This is a genomic window from Streptomyces sp. NBC_01384 (assembly GCF_045040035.1).
GTDB lineage: Bacteria > Actinomycetota > Actinomycetes > Streptomycetales > Streptomycetaceae > Streptomyces.
In genome coordinates this window covers 3409192-3426730 of record NZ_CP109559.1, presented here as the reverse complement: position 1 = coordinate 3426730, position 17539 = coordinate 3409192, and the positions used below count along the sequence as shown (strand labels likewise).

10 protein-coding genes are annotated in these 17539 nt (G+C 71.6%); all 10 read left to right on the top strand.

The genetic code is table 11. From position 1 onward, the window contains the following. Nucleotides 1-111 precede the first annotated feature (111 nt). The 10 genes from OG747_RS15520 (at nt 112) to OG747_RS15475 (ending at nt 17536) form a co-directional block, all read left to right on the top strand. On the top strand, nt 112-501 hold the full coding sequence (locus tag OG747_RS15520; RefSeq protein ID WP_405879922.1) for a hypothetical protein: 390 nt from the start codon (nt 112-114) through the stop codon (nt 499-501). 142 nt (nt 502-643) lie between these two features. Next, nucleotides 644-2476, top strand: coding sequence for an amino acid adenylation domain-containing protein (locus OG747_RS15515; RefSeq protein ID WP_405879921.1), 1833 nt, complete (start codon nt 644-646; stop codon nt 2474-2476). A gap of 11 nt (nt 2477-2487) precedes the next feature. Beyond that, nucleotides 2488-3432, top strand: a complete 945-nt coding sequence (locus tag OG747_RS15510) for a chlorinating enzyme (RefSeq protein ID WP_405879920.1) — start codon at nt 2488-2490, stop codon at nt 3430-3432. A 1-nt stretch (nt 3433) separates the two neighbouring features. After that, nucleotides 3434-4726, top strand: coding sequence for an alpha/beta fold hydrolase (locus tag OG747_RS15505; protein ID WP_405879919.1), 1293 nt, complete (start codon nt 3434-3436; stop codon nt 4724-4726). Continuing rightward, the gene (locus OG747_RS15500) at nt 4723-5505 is read left to right on the top strand and encodes an SDR family oxidoreductase (protein WP_405879918.1); all 783 of its coding nucleotides are present in this window, start codon (nt 4723-4725) and stop codon (nt 5503-5505) included. Before OG747_RS15505 ends, OG747_RS15500 begins: the two co-directional genes overlap by 4 nt. 93 nt (nt 5506-5598) lie before the next feature. Beyond that, nucleotides 5599-6678, top strand: coding sequence for an alpha/beta fold hydrolase (locus OG747_RS15495; protein ID WP_405879917.1), 1080 nt, complete (start codon nt 5599-5601; stop codon nt 6676-6678). Nucleotides 6679-6682: 4 nt separating this feature from the next. Further along, nucleotides 6683-6946 (top strand): MbtH family protein, encoded by a 264-nt coding sequence (locus OG747_RS15490; protein ID WP_405879916.1) that lies wholly within the window; start codon nt 6683-6685, stop codon nt 6944-6946. Beyond that, nucleotides 6943-15555, top strand: coding sequence for an amino acid adenylation domain-containing protein (locus tag OG747_RS15485; protein WP_405879915.1), 8613 nt, complete (start codon nt 6943-6945; stop codon nt 15553-15555). The genes OG747_RS15490 and OG747_RS15485 overlap by 4 nt, the downstream gene beginning before the upstream one ends. Next, entirely contained in the window at nt 15552-16859 is a 1308-nt protein-coding gene (locus OG747_RS15480; RefSeq protein WP_405879914.1) for an MFS transporter, read from the top strand. Before OG747_RS15485 ends, OG747_RS15480 begins: the two co-directional genes overlap by 4 nt. After that, on the top strand, nt 16856-17536 hold the full coding sequence (locus tag OG747_RS15475; protein ID WP_405879913.1) for a YqcI/YcgG family protein: 681 nt from the start codon (nt 16856-16858) through the stop codon (nt 17534-17536). Before OG747_RS15480 ends, OG747_RS15475 begins: the two co-directional genes overlap by 4 nt. Nucleotides 17537-17539 lie beyond the last annotated feature (3 nt).

The window sequence follows — 17539 nt, the reverse complement described above, 5'->3', positions numbered from 1 at the left end:
GCCCGTGTTGCCGTCCCTGTTGTCGCCGAGGACGGGGCAGTTGCGGCCATGGCACCAAGGTGCCCCGCGTGGGAATGTCGCGGAGCGGCGGGCGCTGCGATTCTTGGCGACATGTATGCGATTCATATCGTCGAGCGGGCGGAGAACGCATCCGCGTCCGAGAACCTATTCGGTTTCGGGGAACTGTCCGATGTGCTCCCGCAGGTTTCCGCCTGCCGCGTGGAGCATGTATTCGCGTCGCCGTCGCCGAAGCCGGCCGCGGCGCCCGGGAATTTCGGGCGGTCCGGCGTGGTCTTCGTTTCGGCACCCTCCGCCGACGCCGCCGGCGTCGCCGTCCTGGCCGCCGTACACCGACTGATCACGCGCCTGAACGGGCAGTTCGTGGCCGAGTTGCGGCAACCCGAAAAGGGCGAGGGCGCCGGGCTGTGCCATGGGGTGGTCTCGGTCGGTGGACACTTGGCGCCATTGCAGCTTGGTGCCAGGAGTCGTCCCTTGAATTGATCTGAGCGCGCCTGAGACCTTTTTGGGGAAGGTCGGTCGAAGCCACATTCCGAACTCTCGTTTCCATGTCGTGAACCATTACTGGGAAGGGTCCATTCCCGTGAATCCTGGCGCGATTTCCAGCGAATCCCCGAATCGGCAGGTGCCGCTCGACGAATCGCTCACCCTGCACGAGAACTTCGAGCGCGTCGCCCGGCAGTACCCGGAGGCCGTGGCGGTCACCGACGCCCGCGGCGACCTCACCTACCGCGAGCTCGACGCCCGGGCCGGGCGGCTCGCCGCCGTCCTGCGCGCGGCCGGCGCCGGTCGCGACCAGCGGGTGGGCCTGTGCGTCGAGCGCGGCCGCGACCTGATCGTGGGCATCCTCGGCATCCTCAAGGCGGGCGCGGGCTATGTCCCCGTCGACCCGGCCTACCCGGCCGAGCGCCGCGACTTCGTCTTCGGGCAGTGCGACTCGGGCCTCGTCGTGACCGGCGCGGACACCGCCGAGCTGGTCACCGGCCTGCGGGTCGTCCGGGTCGACGCCGAACCGGCCGAGGGCGCCCGGGAGTTGACGTCGGCCACGGACGCCGACGGTCTTGCGTATGTGATCTTCACGTCCGGTTCGTCGGGCGCCCCCAAGGGTGTGCAGATCGAACACCGCAATGTGGTACGGCTGTTCACCTCCACCAGCGAGGTCTTCGGCTTCGACGAGACCGACGTGTGGGCCGGCTTCCACTCGGCCGCCTTCGACTTCTCCGTGTGGGAGATCTGGGGCGCCCTGCTGCACGGCGGCCGCCTGGTCGTCGTCACCCGGGACACCGCCCGCGACCCGCGCGGCTTCCATGAGCTGCTGCGCCGCGAGCGCGTCACCGTCCTCAACCAGACCCCGTCCGCCTTCCGCAACTTCATCAACGCCGATGCCGAGGCCGGTGCCGCCTCCGCCGAACTCGCCCTGCGCTACGTCGTGTTCGGCGGCGAGAAGCTGGACCACCGGATGCTCGCCCCGTGGGCCGGACGCCACGGCCTGGACAGCCCCGCGCTGATCAACATGTACGGGATCACCGAGACCACCGTCCATGTCACCTGGCGGCGGATCGAGGAGGCGGACCTCGTCGGCGAGGGCCTCAGCCCGATCGGCGTCCCCCTCTGCGACCTGCGCATCGACATCGTCGGCGAGGACGGGAAGTCCCTGCCGCTCGGCGCGGAGGGCGTCCTCCACGTCGCCGGCGCCGGGCTCGCCCGGGGCTACCTGGACCACCCGGAGCTGACCGCCGAGCGCTTCTTCGAGCGCACCGTCGCCGACGGCACCACCGAGCGCTGGTACAACTCCGGCGACCTGGGCGTGCAGGTGCGCCCCGGTGAGTACGCCTACGTCGGCCGCGCCGACCGCCAGCTGAAGATCCGCGGCTACCGGATCGAGCCCGGCGAGATCGAGGCCCGCCTCAGGAAGCACCCGGCGGTCCGCGACGCCGTCGTCACCGCGGCCGACTTCGGCGGCGGCGACCCCCGTCTGGTCGCCTACCCGGTGACCGACGCCGACCCGGAGACCCTCGCCGCCGAGCTGCGCGCCGAGGTCGCCCAGTCGCTGCCGTACTACATGGCCCCGTCGATGTACCTGTGCATCGAGGAGATACCGGTCACCGTCAACGGCAAGCTCGACCAGGCCGTTCTCGGCAAGCTCCTCGACGCCCGCCTCGCTCAGACGCGTGAGACCCGCGACGCGGAGAGCGCCGGCGCGGCCATCAGCGCCGACAGTGCCTCGGTCGAGGAGGCGCTGCGGGCGATCTGGTCCGAGGTCCTCGGCGTGGACGGGGTCAAGGACACCGACGAGTTCTTCGATCTCGGCGGCACCTCCTTCTCGCTCATCCACATGCTGCAGACCGTCAACAAGACGTTCCAGCTCTCGCTCAACGTCTCGACGCTCAGCAAGGGCGCCAACATCGGCGTCCTCAGCGCCGCCGTCAACCGCAAGCTCGCCACCGCTTCCCGCTAGGAGCCCCCAGAATGACCACCACCCTGCCCGAGACAGGTCAGTCGTTCGCGCTCTCCGAGAAGGAGCTCCAGCGCTTCCACCAGCAGGGCTTCATCGGCCCGTTCACCCTCTACGAGCCCGACGAGATGCGGGAGATCTGGCGTGGCACCCGCCTGGAACTGCTGGACCGCTCGGACGCCGTCTACCCCGCCGAGGACGCCATCTCCGGCGCCACCAACATCGCCAACTACGACCGTCACCTGGACAACGGCTTCCTCGCCTCGCACATCGGCCGCCGCGAGATCGTCGACCGGGTGGCGAGCATCCTGGGCCCGGACGTCATCTGCTGGCGCACCGAGTTCTTCCCCAAGCACCCGGGTGACGAGGGCACCGACTGGCACCAGGCGGACACCTTCGCCAACGCCTCCGGCAAGCCGCAGATCCTGTGGCCCGAGGACGCCGGCTTCGGCGGCACCATCACCGTCTGGTCCGCCTTCACCGAGGCGACCACGGAGAACGGCTGCCTCCAGTTCATCCCCCGCACCCACCAGACGATGTTCTACGACGAGACCAAGAAGATGCACTACGACCCCGAGAAGATCAACTCGGTCGACAAGGACGGCATCCGCCGCGGCTTCTTCGGCTACGACTACCGCGAGCTCCAGAAGGACCCGAACTGGACACCGGACGAGGACGCGGCCGTCGCGCAGATCATGCGGCCGGGCCAGTTCATCATCTTCTGGTCGACCCTGATGCACGCCTCGTACCCGCACCTCGGCAAGACCAACGACATGCGGATGGGCTTCGCCTCCCGCTACGTCCCCTCCACCGTCCACGTCTACCCGGACAGCGACCACATCGAGGAGTACGGCGGCCGGATCAGCCTGGAGAAGTACGGCAGCGTCCTGGTCAACGGCGAGAACCACCGGCCCGACAACCGTATGGTCACCGAGACCACGCGCGGGAAGAAGTTCTGACGTGGCCGGCGCCGAGAACACGGGCGGCGGCACCCGGCTCGGGCCGGAGGCACTGGCCCCGCTGCTGACCGTCCTCGACCTGGCCCAGCCGCTGCTGGCCGCGGCCGACACCACCCTGCGGGTGTTCCCCGCCGACGAGGCCGAGGCCGCCGCCCTCGACGCGCGGGCGGTGGACCGGTGCAACGAGGTGCTGGCCCACCTCGGCGCCGCCCACGACCTCACCGTGCCCCGGTTCGTGGCGCCCGCGCCGGACGCCCCGTCCAGCCTGGAGGTCGCCCTCAGCAACCTCTGCGACCTGGAACTCGGCTCCTGGCGGCCGCTCGCGGACAGCGCGGGCGAGCTGCCGGAACCGGGAACGGGCGGTGCCGTGGGGTCGGCGGGGTCGGTGGGGCCCGTGCGCTCCGGCAGCGCCGCCCTGCCGGGGCGGCACCGGGTGACGGTTCCCGGACTGCCCCCGTTCGAGAGCTTCGCGGCCGGGGACCCCGGCGACGAGGCGATCGTCCTGGTACCGCCCTGCGGAGTGCCGGCCGGGCTCTTCGCCCCCTGGCTCGACCGCCTTTCCGCCCGCCACCGGGTCATCACCTACGAGAACCCCTATCTGTTCGGCGACTGGGCGTCCCTGTCCACCCCGAGCGGCGACTTCGCCGAGGAGATCGCGCAGGTCGCCGCCGTCGCAGGGGAGTACGGGCCGGGGCGCGTACATCTGATCGGCGTCTGCGGCGGAGCACCCGTGGCGCTGGCCGCGGCCGCCCTACTGGGCGATCAGGTCGGCTCGTTGACGATGCTCCACCCGGATCTCAACTTCGGCCCCGGCGTCACCCGCACCCCGTTCCAGACCCAGTTCCACGGCCTGCTCGCCGGCGCGGGGAGGAGCCCGTCGCGGGCCCGCGAGGTGCTCTCCATGTTCCTCGACCCGAACATGCTCTTCGGCGTGCCGCCACGGCTGGCGCCGTTCGTGCTCTACCCGTACGGGGACATCGAACTCTTCCACCGCTACGCCAGACTGAACGACGCGCTGATGGCCTACGACGCGGGCGAGGCGGCGCGTGAGGCCGGTTCGCGCACGCTGATCGTCACCAGCCGCACCGACCGGATGACCCACCCCGACACCGCCCGTCACCTGCACGAGCTGGTGCCGGGCAGCAGGCTGGAGGAACGGGCGGCCGGCAGCCATCACGACATCCTCGTCCCGGACGACGAGATGTTCACGCTGATCCAGGCCTTCATCGACGACGCGACCCACGCGAGTGGGCCCGCCCCTGCTCCGGCCCTGGCCGCCGGGAGCCCGCCGTGAGTCCGCCGACGGTGCTGGATCCGTCCGCCGGCGGTCCGACGGACGTGCCGCCGGCCGAACGCGTCGTCGTGGTCACGCACGCGACGCTCTACGCCGGGCCGGGCGCGGTCTCCGCGCTGGGCGCCGCGGGTTTCACCGTTGTCTGCCACGACGAGACCTTCACGGACGACGAGAACCGGGAGAAGTTCGAGGCCGGTCACGTGTCCGCGGTGGCCTGCCCGGCCAAGACGCCTGCCGGGGCGGTGACCTGGGCGATCCGGCGGTACGGCCGCCTGGACGCGGTGATCAGCAACGACGTCTACCCGGGCAAGTACCTCCCGGTGGAGCAGGCCGACGTGACCGAGCTACGGGCCGCCGCCGAGGCGCTCCTGGTCGCCCCGGTCGCCGTCGTCGCCAAGGCGGCCGCCCAGATGAAGCGGCAGGGCCACGGGCGCATCGTCCTGGTCACCTCGGCCGCCCCCGTCCGACCCGAGGCCGGCTTCTCCTACTACACCTCGCTGCGCGCCGCGGCCTCCGCGTTCGCGCGGGCGGCGGCCCGTGAACTCGCCGCGCACTACGTCACGGTGAACGCCGTCGCCCCCAACTTCCTGGAGAGCGAGACCTATTACCCCGAAGAGGCGTGGGGCACCGAGGACGGGAAGGAGAGGCTGCGCGGCCTGTTGCCGATCGGACGTCTCGGCACCGCCCGCGAGATCGGCAATCTGATCGTCTTCCTCACCTCCGGCCGGGCCGACTTCGTGACCGGCGAGGTCGTCGGGTTCACCGGCGGCTGGGCCTGACCGCGAACGCACCGCAGTGACCGCCATCGCATCCGTACCGCTCCTGTCGCCGAACTCATCGGCGCCCGACACGACACGAAAGGAAGTCGCGCTGTGAGTACGCGGCAGACGACCCTCCTGGAGCCGGTGACCACCTCGGAGCCGAGCCTGGTGCAGCAGATCCTTCTGGACATCTGGCGCACCACGCTGGACCGTGACGTCACCGTCACCGACGACTTCTTCGAGACCGGCGGCGACTCGCTGCTCGCCCTGGTCACCATCGAGCAGATCAACCAGCGTCTCGGCTGGGCCCTCAACATGGGAGATCTGCTGCGGTTCCGCAGCATCGAGGGGCTGACCTCGAACAAGGCTCAGCCGCAGGCCGCCAACGGCGAACGCGCCGTCATCCGGATGAGCAACCAGGGCTCGCGCACCCCGATCGTCTTCCTGCACTCCGGTGCCGGCATGGTCGACGGCTACGCCCGCCTGGTCCGCCTGATGGGCGCCGACCGCGGCTGCTACGGCCTCCAGTCGCCGCTGCTGATGTCCACCGGGAAACGTGCCGTGCCCGACACGATGGAGGGTCTCGCGGAGCTCTACGCCGACCTGCTGGAGGACGAGTTCGGCGAGGACGAGTTCCACCTGGTCGGCTCCTGCGCCGGCGGGGCGATCGCCCTGGAACTGGCCAGGCTGGCCGAGGAACGCGGACTCGGGCTGCGCCGGACCGTCGTCATCGACGGCTACCTGGACGTGCACTCCACCGGCGAACCCGACCCCCAGGAACTCCTCGCCCAGTACCGCGACGACATCATCCGCCTCTCCGGAGCGTCCGGCGTCTTCCAGGAGGTCAAGCCCGACGACCTCGACGAGCACACCGCGATCCGTGACGCCTCGGCGGCGATCTTCGGCGCGGCCAAGGCCGACGACCAGGCCGCCAACGCCTTCGCCCGGCGGATCTACGAGGCGCACAGCCTCCACGCCCGCGCCCTCACCGCGTACCGTCCCGAGCCCGTCGACGCGGACCTGCTGATGCTGTTCGCCAAGGACAACTTCACGCTGGACGACTGGCGTTCGGTGGTGCGCGGCGAACTCACCGCCGAGGTCATGGAGTCCGACTCGTACGGCATGAAGCTGTGCATCACCGACGCCGAGACCCTCGCGGCCCGCATCGAAGACTTCGTCGGCGAGGAGTGACGTCATGAGCCAGAGCAGCAGCACCAATCCGTTCGAGGACGAGTCGGGCGTGTACCGCGTCCTGGTCAACGCCGAGGGCGAGTACTCGCTCTGGCCCGACTTCGCCGCCCTGCCCGCCGGCTGGGACACCGCTCACGGCCCCGACGTGCGGGCGGCCTGTGTGGCTTATATCGAGGAGCACTGGACCGGCCTGGCCCCGACCGGGGGCGGGGGCGGGGGTTTCGCGGCTTCGGCGCATTCGGCACGGGAGAAGGTCCGGAACTCATGACCGTCCAGCTGGAACACACCGGGAACGACACCGGGAACGACACCGGGAACGAGACGGGGAACGAGACGCGGAACGAGACGGGGAACGACACCGGCCCGAAGGCCCCTTGGCCGGGCGGCCTCGTCGCGCGCTTCGAGGAGCGGGCCGCCCGCACCCCCGACGCCCCGGCCCTGGTCTCGGGGGAGGTCACGCTCACCTACCGGGACGTGAACGACCGCGCCAACCGGATCGCGCACCGGCTCATCGAAGGGGGCATCGGCCCCGGGGACACCGTCGCGGTGGCGGTGCCGTCCTCGCCCGCACTGGTGTGCGGGCTGCTCGGCACCCTGAAGTCCGGAGCCTCGTACCTGCCGCTCGACCCGGCCTACCCGGCCGACCGGCTCGCCTACATGGTCGCCGACGCGGGCCCCCGGGTCCTGGTCACCACCCCGGAGACCGACGCGGCGCTCGACGGGGTCGGCGGCTCGTTGCCCCGGCTTCATCTGTCGCAGACGGGAGTCGGGGAATCGGCCGGGGGAGAACCGGCCGGGGAAGAGCCGTCCGAAGGCCCCGCCCCCGCCGACCCGGTGGGCCGCTGCACCGGCCCCGACCAGGCGGCGTACACGATCTACACCTCGGGCTCGACAGGCCGCCCCAAGGGTGTGGTCGTCACCCACCGCTCGCTGGCGAACTTCCTGGCCTTCATGGCGTCGCACTACGAAGTCGGGCCCGGCGACGTGGTGTTGTCCACCACCCCGGTCTCCTTCGACATCGCGGGGCTGGAGCTTCATCTGCCGCTCGCGACCGGGGCGTTGCTCCACCTCGTCCCGCGTGACGTCACCGTGGACGGCGTCGCGCTGCGCCGACGACTCGCCACCGCGCGCCCCACGCTGGTCCAGGGCACCCCGGCCCTGTGGCAGCTGCTGCGCGAGGCCGGCTGGGATCCGCGCGAGATGCCCGCGGGCACCCGGCTGCTCTGCGGCGGCGAGGCGCTGCCGCAGGACCTGGCCGACTTCCTCTCCGCCGACGGGCACGCCGAGGTGTGGAACCTCTACGGGCCCACCGAGACCACCATCTGGTCGCTGCTCTCCAGGGTGCGGGCCGGTGAGCCGGTCTCGATCGGAACGCCCCTGTGGAACACGGGCGTTCACATCCTCGACGAGCGCCTCGCCCCGGTGGCCCCGGGGGAGAGCGGCGAGTTGTATCTGTCCGGCGAGGGTCTGGCCCGCGGCTACCACCGCAGGGCCGCGCTCACCGCCGAGCGGTTCGTCGCCTGCCCGTTCGGCGCCCCGGGCAGCCGGATGTACCGGACCGGCGACCTGGTACGCCGACGCGCGGACGGCACGCTGGAGTTCGTCGGCCGGGCCGATGAGCAGGTCAAGATCCGCGGCTATCGCGTCGAACTCGGCGAGATCGAGGAGGCGTTGCGCCGGCTCCCCGAGGTGGCGCAGGCCCGCGTGGTGGCCCGGGAGGAGACACCGGGCGCGCGGTATCTCGCCGGATATGTGGTGCCGGCCGCCGGCCGCGCGCCCGAACCCGCCGCGCTGCGTGCCGCGCTGGGCGACTGGCTGCCCGCGCACATGGTCCCCGCCGGGATCGCGGTGCTCGACCGCTTCCCGCTCACCCCCGCGGGGAAGGTCGACCGAAAGGCGCTGCCGCCGCTGGACTTCTCCCGCTCCTCGTCGTCCGGGCGCGCCCCGGCGAGCGAGCACGAGCGGGCCGTGGCCGCGCTCTTCGGCGAGGTGCTGCGGATCGACGGCGTGGGCGCCGACGACAGCTTCTTCGACCTCGGCGGCAACTCGCTGCTCGCCACCCGCCTGGTGGCCCGGATACGCGCCGAGCTCGCGGCCGAACTCCCCATCCGCGCCGTCTTCGAGGACCGTACGGTGGCCGCCCTGGCACTCCGCCTCGCCGGAGCGGGTCAGGCGCGCCCCGCCCCGCGCCGCATGGAGCGCGGTCCGCACATCCCGCTCTCCTACGCCCAGCAGCGGCTCTGGTTCCTGCACCGTCTGGAGGGCCCCAGCGCCACCTACAACCTGCCCGTCGCGGTCCGCCTGACCGGTGAGCCGGACCTGACGGCTCTTGGCGCGGCCGTGCGCCACCTGGTCGCCCGCCACGAGAGCCTGCGGACGTACTTCGCCGACGGACCGCTGGGCGCGGAGCAGGTCGTGGTGCCCGCCGAGGAGGCGGTCGTCGACCTCACCGTCCACGACGTGAGCCCCGAGGCGCTGCCCGTCGCCCTGGACCGGGCCGCGGGCCACCTCTTCGACCTGGCCGCGGAGATCCCCGTCCGCTTCGACCTGCTGCGCACCGGTGAGCGCGACCATGTCCTGCTGCTCTGCATCCACCACATCGCCAGCGACGGCTGGTCCCTGGCCCCCCTGGTCCGCGACCTGTGCGACGCCTACGCCGCCCACCTCGACACCAGCGGCGCGGGACCCGACACCGCTGCCCTGGACGTGGGTTACGTCGACTACACCCTCTGGCAGCGCGACGTCCTCGGCTCCCCGGACGACCCGGACAGCCCCATGTCCCGGCAGCTCGCCTACTGGCGGGAACGGCTCGCGGGCGCACCCGAGCTCCTCGATCTGCCCACCGACCGCCCCCGCCCGGCGGAGGCCACCTTCCGCGGCGACGTGGTGCCCTTCGAGGTGCCGGCCGAGCTCACCGACCGTCTGCTCGCCCTCGCCCGGCAGGAGAGGGTCAGCCTCTTCATGGTCCTGCAGGCCGCCGCGGCCACACTGCTGACCAAGCTCGGCGCGGGCACCGACATCCCGCTGGGCAGCCCGCTGGCCGGGCGCGCCGACAGCACCCTCGACGACCTCGTCGGCTTCTTCGTCAACACCCTGGTGCTGCGCACCGACACCTCCGGCAACCCCTCCTTCACCGACCTCCTGGCCCGCGTCAACGCCTCCAACCTCGCCGCCTACGACCACCAGGACCTGCCCTTCGAGTACCTGGTGGAGGTGCTCAACCCGGCCCGCACCACCAGCCACCACCCGCTCTTCCAGGTGATGCTGGTGCTGCAGAACAACGTGGCCCCCGACTGGCGCCTGGCCGGTCTCACCGCCGAGCACGAGACAGTGCCCACCCACACCTCCAAGTTCGACCTGACCTTCGAGCTGACCGAGCGCTTCGACGAGGCCGGACGGCCGGACGGACTGCGCGGCGAGGTCGAGTACGCCACCGACCTGTTCGACCGTTCCACCGCCGCGGCCTTCGCCGAGCGGCTGCTCCGCGTCCTCACGGCGGTCGCCGACGACCCGCGCCGCTCCCTGGAGTCCATCGACGTCCTCGGCGAGCGCGAGCGCCGGCAGATCCTGCGGGACTGGAACGACACCGCCGTCGACCTCCCCGACGCCACCTACCCCGACCTGCTCGCCGCGCAGGTCGCCCGCACCCCCGACGCCGTCGCCCTGGTGCACGAGGACACCGAGCTCACCTTCGCCGAACTGGGCCGGCGCTCCAGCCGGATCGCCCACTGGCTGATCGCCCGGGGCGTGGGCCCGGGCGACGTGGTCGGGCTCTCGCTGCGCCGCTCCCCGGAGCTGCTCTGCGCGCTGCTCGGCATCCTCAAGGCCGGCGGCGTCTATCTGCCGCTCGACCCGGACTACCCGCCGGAGCGGCTCGGCTTCATGGTCGAGGACACCCGCCCCGCCCTCCTGCTCACCACCCGCGAGGTCGCCGGCCGGCTGCCCGAGGGCGCCCGCGAGGTCCCGCGTCTGGAGTTCGACGACCCGGCCGCCCTGGCCGAGCTCCACCGGATGCCCGGCACGGCACCCACGGACGCCGACCGGCACGCCCCGCTCCGCCTCGACGACCTCGCCTACATCATCTACACCTCCGGCTCGACCGGCCGCCCCAAGGGTGTCGCCGTCACCCACCGGGGCATCCCCAACCTGGCCCGCGGCTACCTCGACCGCTTCCGCCTCGACGGATCGTCGCGCTTCCTGCAGTTCTCCTCGATCAACTTCGACCCGACGTTCTGCGAGATGTGCTGCACCCTGCTCGCCGGGGCGACGGTGATCCTCACCTCCCCCGACGAACTGCTCTCCCCGGACCGGCAGCGCGCGCTCACCGCACGCCACCGCCCCACCCACATCACCTTCTCGCCGACCATCCTCGGCGGGATGGCCGAGGACGCCCTCGCCGACTGCGGCAACCTGATGGTCGCCGGTGAGGCCTGCCCGCCCGCGCTGGCCGCCAAGTGGTCGCGCGGCCGCCGCATGATCAACGCGTACGGGCCGACGGAGGCCACCGTCGACGCCCTGTACTGGGAGTGCGGCACCGCGGGCGACGGATACGAGGAGTACGAGAAGGACACCGTCCCGGTCGGCCGCCCGCTGCCCAACACCCACGTCTACATCCTGGACCCGGTGCTGCGGCCGGTGGCGCCCGGCGTCGTCGGCGAGCTCTACATCAGGGGCGCCGGGCTGGCCCGCGGCTACCTCAACCGGCCGGGGCTGACCGCGGAGCGTTTCGTGGCCTGCCCGTTCGGGCCCGACGGGTCCCGGATGTACCGCACCGGCGACCTCGCCCGGTGGCGGCCCGACGGAGTCGTCGACTTCGTGGGACGCGCCGACGACCAGGTGAAGATCCGCGGCATGCGTGTCGAACCCGGCGAGATCGAGGCGGTCCTCGACGCCCACGCGGGCGTGGCCCAGTCGGTGGTGGTGGTCCGCGAGGACACCCCGGGGCACCAGCAGCTCATCGGCTATGTGGTGCCCGACCCGGCAGCGGGCGAGCACGACGACGCGGACGACATCGAGCACGTCGACAAGTGGCAGGAGATCCACGAACAGGGCTACAGCGAACAGGAGGACCTGGGCGGGGAGCAGGACTTCACCGGCTGGAACAGCAGTTACGACAACGAGCCCATCCCCCTCGACCACATGCGGGAGTGGCAGGCCGCGACGGTCGACCGCATCCTGGAACTGAGGCCCCGCCGCGTCCTGGAGATCGGCGTCGGCTCCGGACTCATCCTCTACCAGGTCGCCCCGCACGTGGACGCGTACACGGGCGTCGACTTCTCGCCCTCGCTGATCCAGACCCTCGGCGCGGGCGTCGAACGCACCGAGCTGCGCGACCGGGTGACCCTGCACAGCCTGGCCGCCCACGAGGTGGGCGAACTGGCCGGGGAACGCTTCGACACGATCGTCGTCAACTCGGTGGCGCAGTACTTCCCCAGCGTCCGCTACCTCCTCGACGTACTCCGCGGGGCCATGGACCTCCTGGAGCCCGGCGGCCGGATCTTCCTCGGCGACATCCGCAACCTCCGTCTGCTGCGCACCTTCCTCACCGCGATCACCCTGCACAACGGCGCCCACACCGGCGAAACCCTCGCCGCGGTACGGGACATGGTGTCCCACCACAACGACCTGGAGAGCGAACTCCTCCTCGACCCGGCCTTCTTCGCCCGGATCGCCGAGGAGGTCCCGGGCGTCGCCGGCGTCGACATCCGGCTCAAGCGCGGCCGCCTGAACAACGAACTGACCGACTACCGCTACGAGGTGGTGCTCCACAAGCGGGGGGCTCGGCTACTGTCGCTGGCCGGGGCGCGCCAGGTCGCCTGGTCCGCGCAGGCCGGACCCGACGGGATACGCGCCCGACTCGCCGACGGGAGGCCGCAGATGCTGCGCGTCACCGGCATCCCCAACCGTCGCGTGGCCGCCGAGGTGGCCGTCGAACGGCGGGTGGCCTCGGGGGCGGCGACGCTCGTACGAGACCTGGGAGACAGGGAGTCCGGGCGTCCCGGCGTCTGCCCGGAGGAACTCGCGGAGTTCGGCGCGGAGCTCGGCTACACGGTCCACGCCACCTGGGCCGGCGGAGCGGGGGGACCGGCGGAGAACGAAGACCGCTTCGACGCGGTGTTCCTCGCCCCGGAAGCGGCGGCGCGGGCCGAACGCGCGGGACTGACCGATGTGTTCGTCACCGGCGTCACCAGCGTCACCGGCGTCACCAGCGTCACCGGCGTCACCGGCTCGGAGTCGTCCGATGTCAGTCCTTCCCTCTACGAGCTGGGCAACGATCCCCAGGCCGTGGACCACGCCCGCAGGCTGGGACAGGAGGTGCGCCGTCACGCGGCCCAGCGGCTGCCGGACCACATGGTGCCCGCGGCCGTCGTCGTCCTCGACCGGCTGCCACTCACCCCCAACGGCAAGCTCGACACCCGGCGCCTGCCCGCGCCGGACTTCACCTCCCGGACCGTACGCCCGCCCCGCACCCCCCAGGAGGTGACGCTGGCCCGGCTGTTCGCCGAGGTGCTCGGCCTCGACGCGGTCGGTGTGGACGATCGCTTCTTCGACCTCGGCGGCGACAGCATCCGTTCCATCCAACTCGTCAGCCGGGCCCGCGCGGAGGGCTTCCTGATCAGCCCGCGCGACGTGTTCCGCGACCAGACGGTCGAGGCGCTCGTCGCCCGCGCCGCCGAGGCGGCCGACACACACGACCCGGCCGCCGTCGCCGCCACCGAACTGGACGACTGGCTCAAGATCCTGCAGACCCCCGACCCGGCGTACCCGGCACTCACGGACGGTGAGGGGCCGCACGGTGAGGGGCCGGACCGTGAGCGGTGGGGTGTGCACGACCGCACGGTCACCGGCGACCTCGCCGACTCACTGACCGGGGACCTCCCGGCGATGTTCCGCTGCGGCCCCGAGCACATCGCGCTCGCCGCGCTCGCGCCCGCGCTCATCGAGTGGCGCCGTACCCGGGTCGCGGACGTCCGGTCCGCGCTGCGCATCGACATCGCCACCGGCGCGCCTCAGAGCGCGTACCCGGTGCGGCTCACCCCGGGCCTCGCCGACATCGACAAGGCCCTGGGGGACCCGAAGTCGCTGGCCCGCGCGGTCAAGCGGGTCAAGGAACAGATCCGTACGGTGCCGACCGCCGGGGTCAACTACCCGGCCCTGCGTGCCGGTTCGGAGACCGGCCCGCACCTCGCCCAGTACACCGGCTCCCAGGCCTGCTTCCGCTTCCTGCCGCCTCAGGCCGTCGAGTGCGCCGACGAGAACGGCGGCGGAACCGGCGGCTACGCCCTCCGCGTCGACGTCCGCCCCTCCGCCGACGGCGCGTCCGTGGCCGTCCGCTGGCACTGGGACCCGACGCTGCTGCGCGCGGAAGAGGTCGGCGCCCTCGCCGACCGCTGGGCCGAGCTGCTGTCCGGCCTCCGCGGCCTCACCGGCCATCCGGAACTCGGCGGCCTCACCCCCTCGGACGTAGGCCTCGTCGCCCTCAAGCAGTCCGCGCTGAACGCCCTCGAATCCGCCCACCCCGGCCTGACCGACGTCCTCCCCCTCGCGCCGCTCCAGCGGGGCCTGGTCCTGCACTCGGACGGCATCCCGGAGGGACCGGACCCGTACCAGGGCCAGTCCCTCTTCGACCTGGACGGGCCGCTGGACGCGGAACGCCTGCGGGAGGCGGCGCACACCCTGCTCATGCGGCACGACAACCTCCGCGCCGGCTTCGTCCACCGCGGCCTGGAGACACCCGTGCAGGTGGTCAGGGACCGGGTGGAGGTGCCGTGGCGGGTGCACGACCTGTCCGGGCTGACGCCCGCCGAGCAGGAGGAGCGGGAGGCGGCCGTCCTCGCCGAGGACGCGACGCTCCGCTTCGACCTCACCGACCCGCCGCTGCTGCGCTTCTCGCTCCTGCGGTACTCCGCCACCCGGCACCGGCTGCTCGTCGCCGACCACCACATCCTCCTCGACGGTTGGTCCACCCCCCTGGTCTGGGAGGAACTGTTCGCCCTCTACCGGGGCGAGGAGCCCGGGCCCGTCACCCCCTTCCGGGAGTACCTGGCCTGGCTGGCGCGGCAGGACCGTCAGGCGGCGGCGGACGCCTGGCGCGCCTACCTGGCCGGAGCCCCGGTCCCGAGCAGGGCCGGGGACGCGGAACCGGAGCCCGGTGTGCTGCCGCACACCACCGGCGTCCTGCTCTCCGAGGAGCTCACCGCCTCGCTGGCCCGCGCCGCCGCCAGGACCGGAGTCACCCTGAACACCGCGCTGCAGACCGCGTGGGGCATCCTCCTCGGCCGCCTCACCGGCCGCGACGACGTGCTGTTCGGCACGACCGTCTCGGAGCGCCCGGCGGAGATCGCCGGCATCGAGAACATGGTCGGCCTGCTGATCAACACCGTGCCGCTGCGGGTGCGTCGCGTCCCGGGCGAGCCGCTCCCGGCGACTCTGGCGCGGGTGCAGGAGGAGCAGCTGGAGATGTTCTCGTACCGGCACCTGGGCCTCAGCGAGGTGCAGCGACTGGTGGGCCCCGGCGAACTCTTCGACACGTACTACGTCTTCCAGAACTACCCGGACTCCCCGGACCGGGACAGCCGGTCCACAGGGCCGGACGCGCTGCGGGTCACCGAGCGCACGCAGAGCTCCAAGGGCGTCTCGCACTACCCGCTGGGCATCACCGTGATCCCGGGCGAGCGGATCGACATCCTCTTCGGCCACCATCCCGGGCTGTTCGACGACGCCCGGATCGAGGAGATCAAGAAGTCCTTCGTGGACATCGTCGAGACGGTCGCGGCCATCGGCCCTGACGTCACCACCAGTACAGCTACCAGTACAGCTACCAGTACAGCTACCAGTACAGCCACCAACACACCCCCACGGGAAGGCCGTTCATGAAAGACCTGCTGGCGATGGTTCGGGGCCTGCCGCCCGCGGTGCGGATCCTGCTGCTCTGCGCCACGGCCCGGTCGCTGAGCTTCTTCGCCGTCCTCGCCTACATGCCCATCTTCCTCCACGGCCCGGTCGGCATGAGCGGCGCGACCATCGGCTACGTCCTGGGCGCCTCCCTGCTGGTCGGCACCATCGCCAGCGTCTACGGCGGCTATCTCGCCGACCGGTTCGTGAAGGTCGACCTGATGATCGCGCTGGACGGCGTGCTCGTCCTGGTCTATCTCGCGCTGCCGGTGATCCATGACCCGCTCGCGGTGCCGGCCGTGCTCCTGGTGGCGAACACCGCCTCCTCCTCCATGGGGGTCACCGCCAACGCGCTGCTCGCCGACCTGGTGCCCTCGGAGCAGCGGGCGAAGGTGTTCTCGCTGCGGTACTCGCTGCAGAACATCGGCGCCGCCGTCGGTCCGTTCCTGGGCGTCGCGACCGTCGCCGCGGGCGGCGGCGGGCCGTTCCTGCTCGCGGCGGGCATCATCGTGGCCGCGCTCCTCCCGCTGATCGTCTTCCGCCGCCACTTCGTGGCCTCCCCGGCGGAGTCCGAGGGATCGGCGAACTCGGCGAACTCGGCGGAGTCGGCGGAGCCGGCGGAGTCGGCGGAGTCGGCGGAGTCGGAGGAGGCGCTCAACTTCCGTGAGGTGCTGCGGGTGATGCGGGCCGACCGCGCGCTCGCCTGGTTCACCCTGGGCGGCATCTTCAGCATCGTGGTCTACGGGCCGCTGCTGACCTTCATGTCGCAGTACCTGGTCATGGTGGAGAGCCGGGACACGGCCTACCGGCTCGTCGCCTACATCTCCGCGGCCAACGCGGTCGTGGTGATCTCCACCCAGTACCTGGTGGGCAGCAGGCTCAAGGACAACACCCTGATGCGGTGGCTGACCTGGGGCACCGCGGCGTTCGTGGTCGGCCTGATCGCCATGTCCCTCTCGACCCATGCCGCGCTGCTGGTCGCCGCCGTCGCCCTGTTCACCCTCGGCGAGGTGATCGTGGTGCCGGCCGAGTACATGTTCATCGACTCGATCGCGCCGAGCAATCTGCGCGGCAGCTACTTCGGCGCCCAGAACCTCGTGCACATCGGGGTGGCGATCGGTCCGGTCGTCTGCGGGTTCCTGCTCCAGCACTTCGCACCGGCGGTGATGTTCTACACCCTCGTCGCCATCGTGATCGCCGGCTGGTGGTTCTACGTCATCGGCTGCCGGGCCGCCGCCTCGGCCGCGCCCGCGCCCGCCAACGGGAAGGTAGTGAGTGAAGTATGAGCTTCGACCAGATCGCCGAGCGAACGTACTGCCCGTTCGCCAGGACGTCGAAAATGGGCCCGCCCGTCACCGTCACCACCGGCGAGTTCGAGAAGGAACTGCGCCGGCACAGGGACACCATCGCCGAGTTCTTCCGCACCGCCCGGGAGAACGCCTACGACGGCATGATCATCACCTTCGAGGACCCCTCGGCCGGAGACACCCTCGACGCCCTGGTCGACCTGACCCGCCGCTTCTACACGACGCTCACCGAGCTCTACCCGAGCGTCTACCTCCAGGACGACCCGGACCCCGACGAGACCTGGTACGCGATGATCGAGGGCGAGCAGTTCTTCGTGGTCTCCTTCGCGCCCTGCTACCCGGCCGACTCGCCGCGCCACACCTACGGCGACCGGTGCACCTACGTCCTGCTCCAGCCGGCCAGCACCTTCGAGCGGAACGCGGCGGCCATCGACCGTCGCCGGGAACGCATCCAGCGCGCCTTCACGGCGGTCGGCAAGCCCTACGACGCGCGTCTGGCCAACGTGGAGAACGACATGTTCAAGTCGGTCATGCCCATCGACCCGATCGATCAGCACATCCCTTGGTGGGACGAGTCGTGGAAGGACCAGCGGCAGGACGGCGGCAGGGCGCAGGATGTGAGGGTCGAGGTCGGGGCGCCGAGCCCGGCCGCCTGAGGC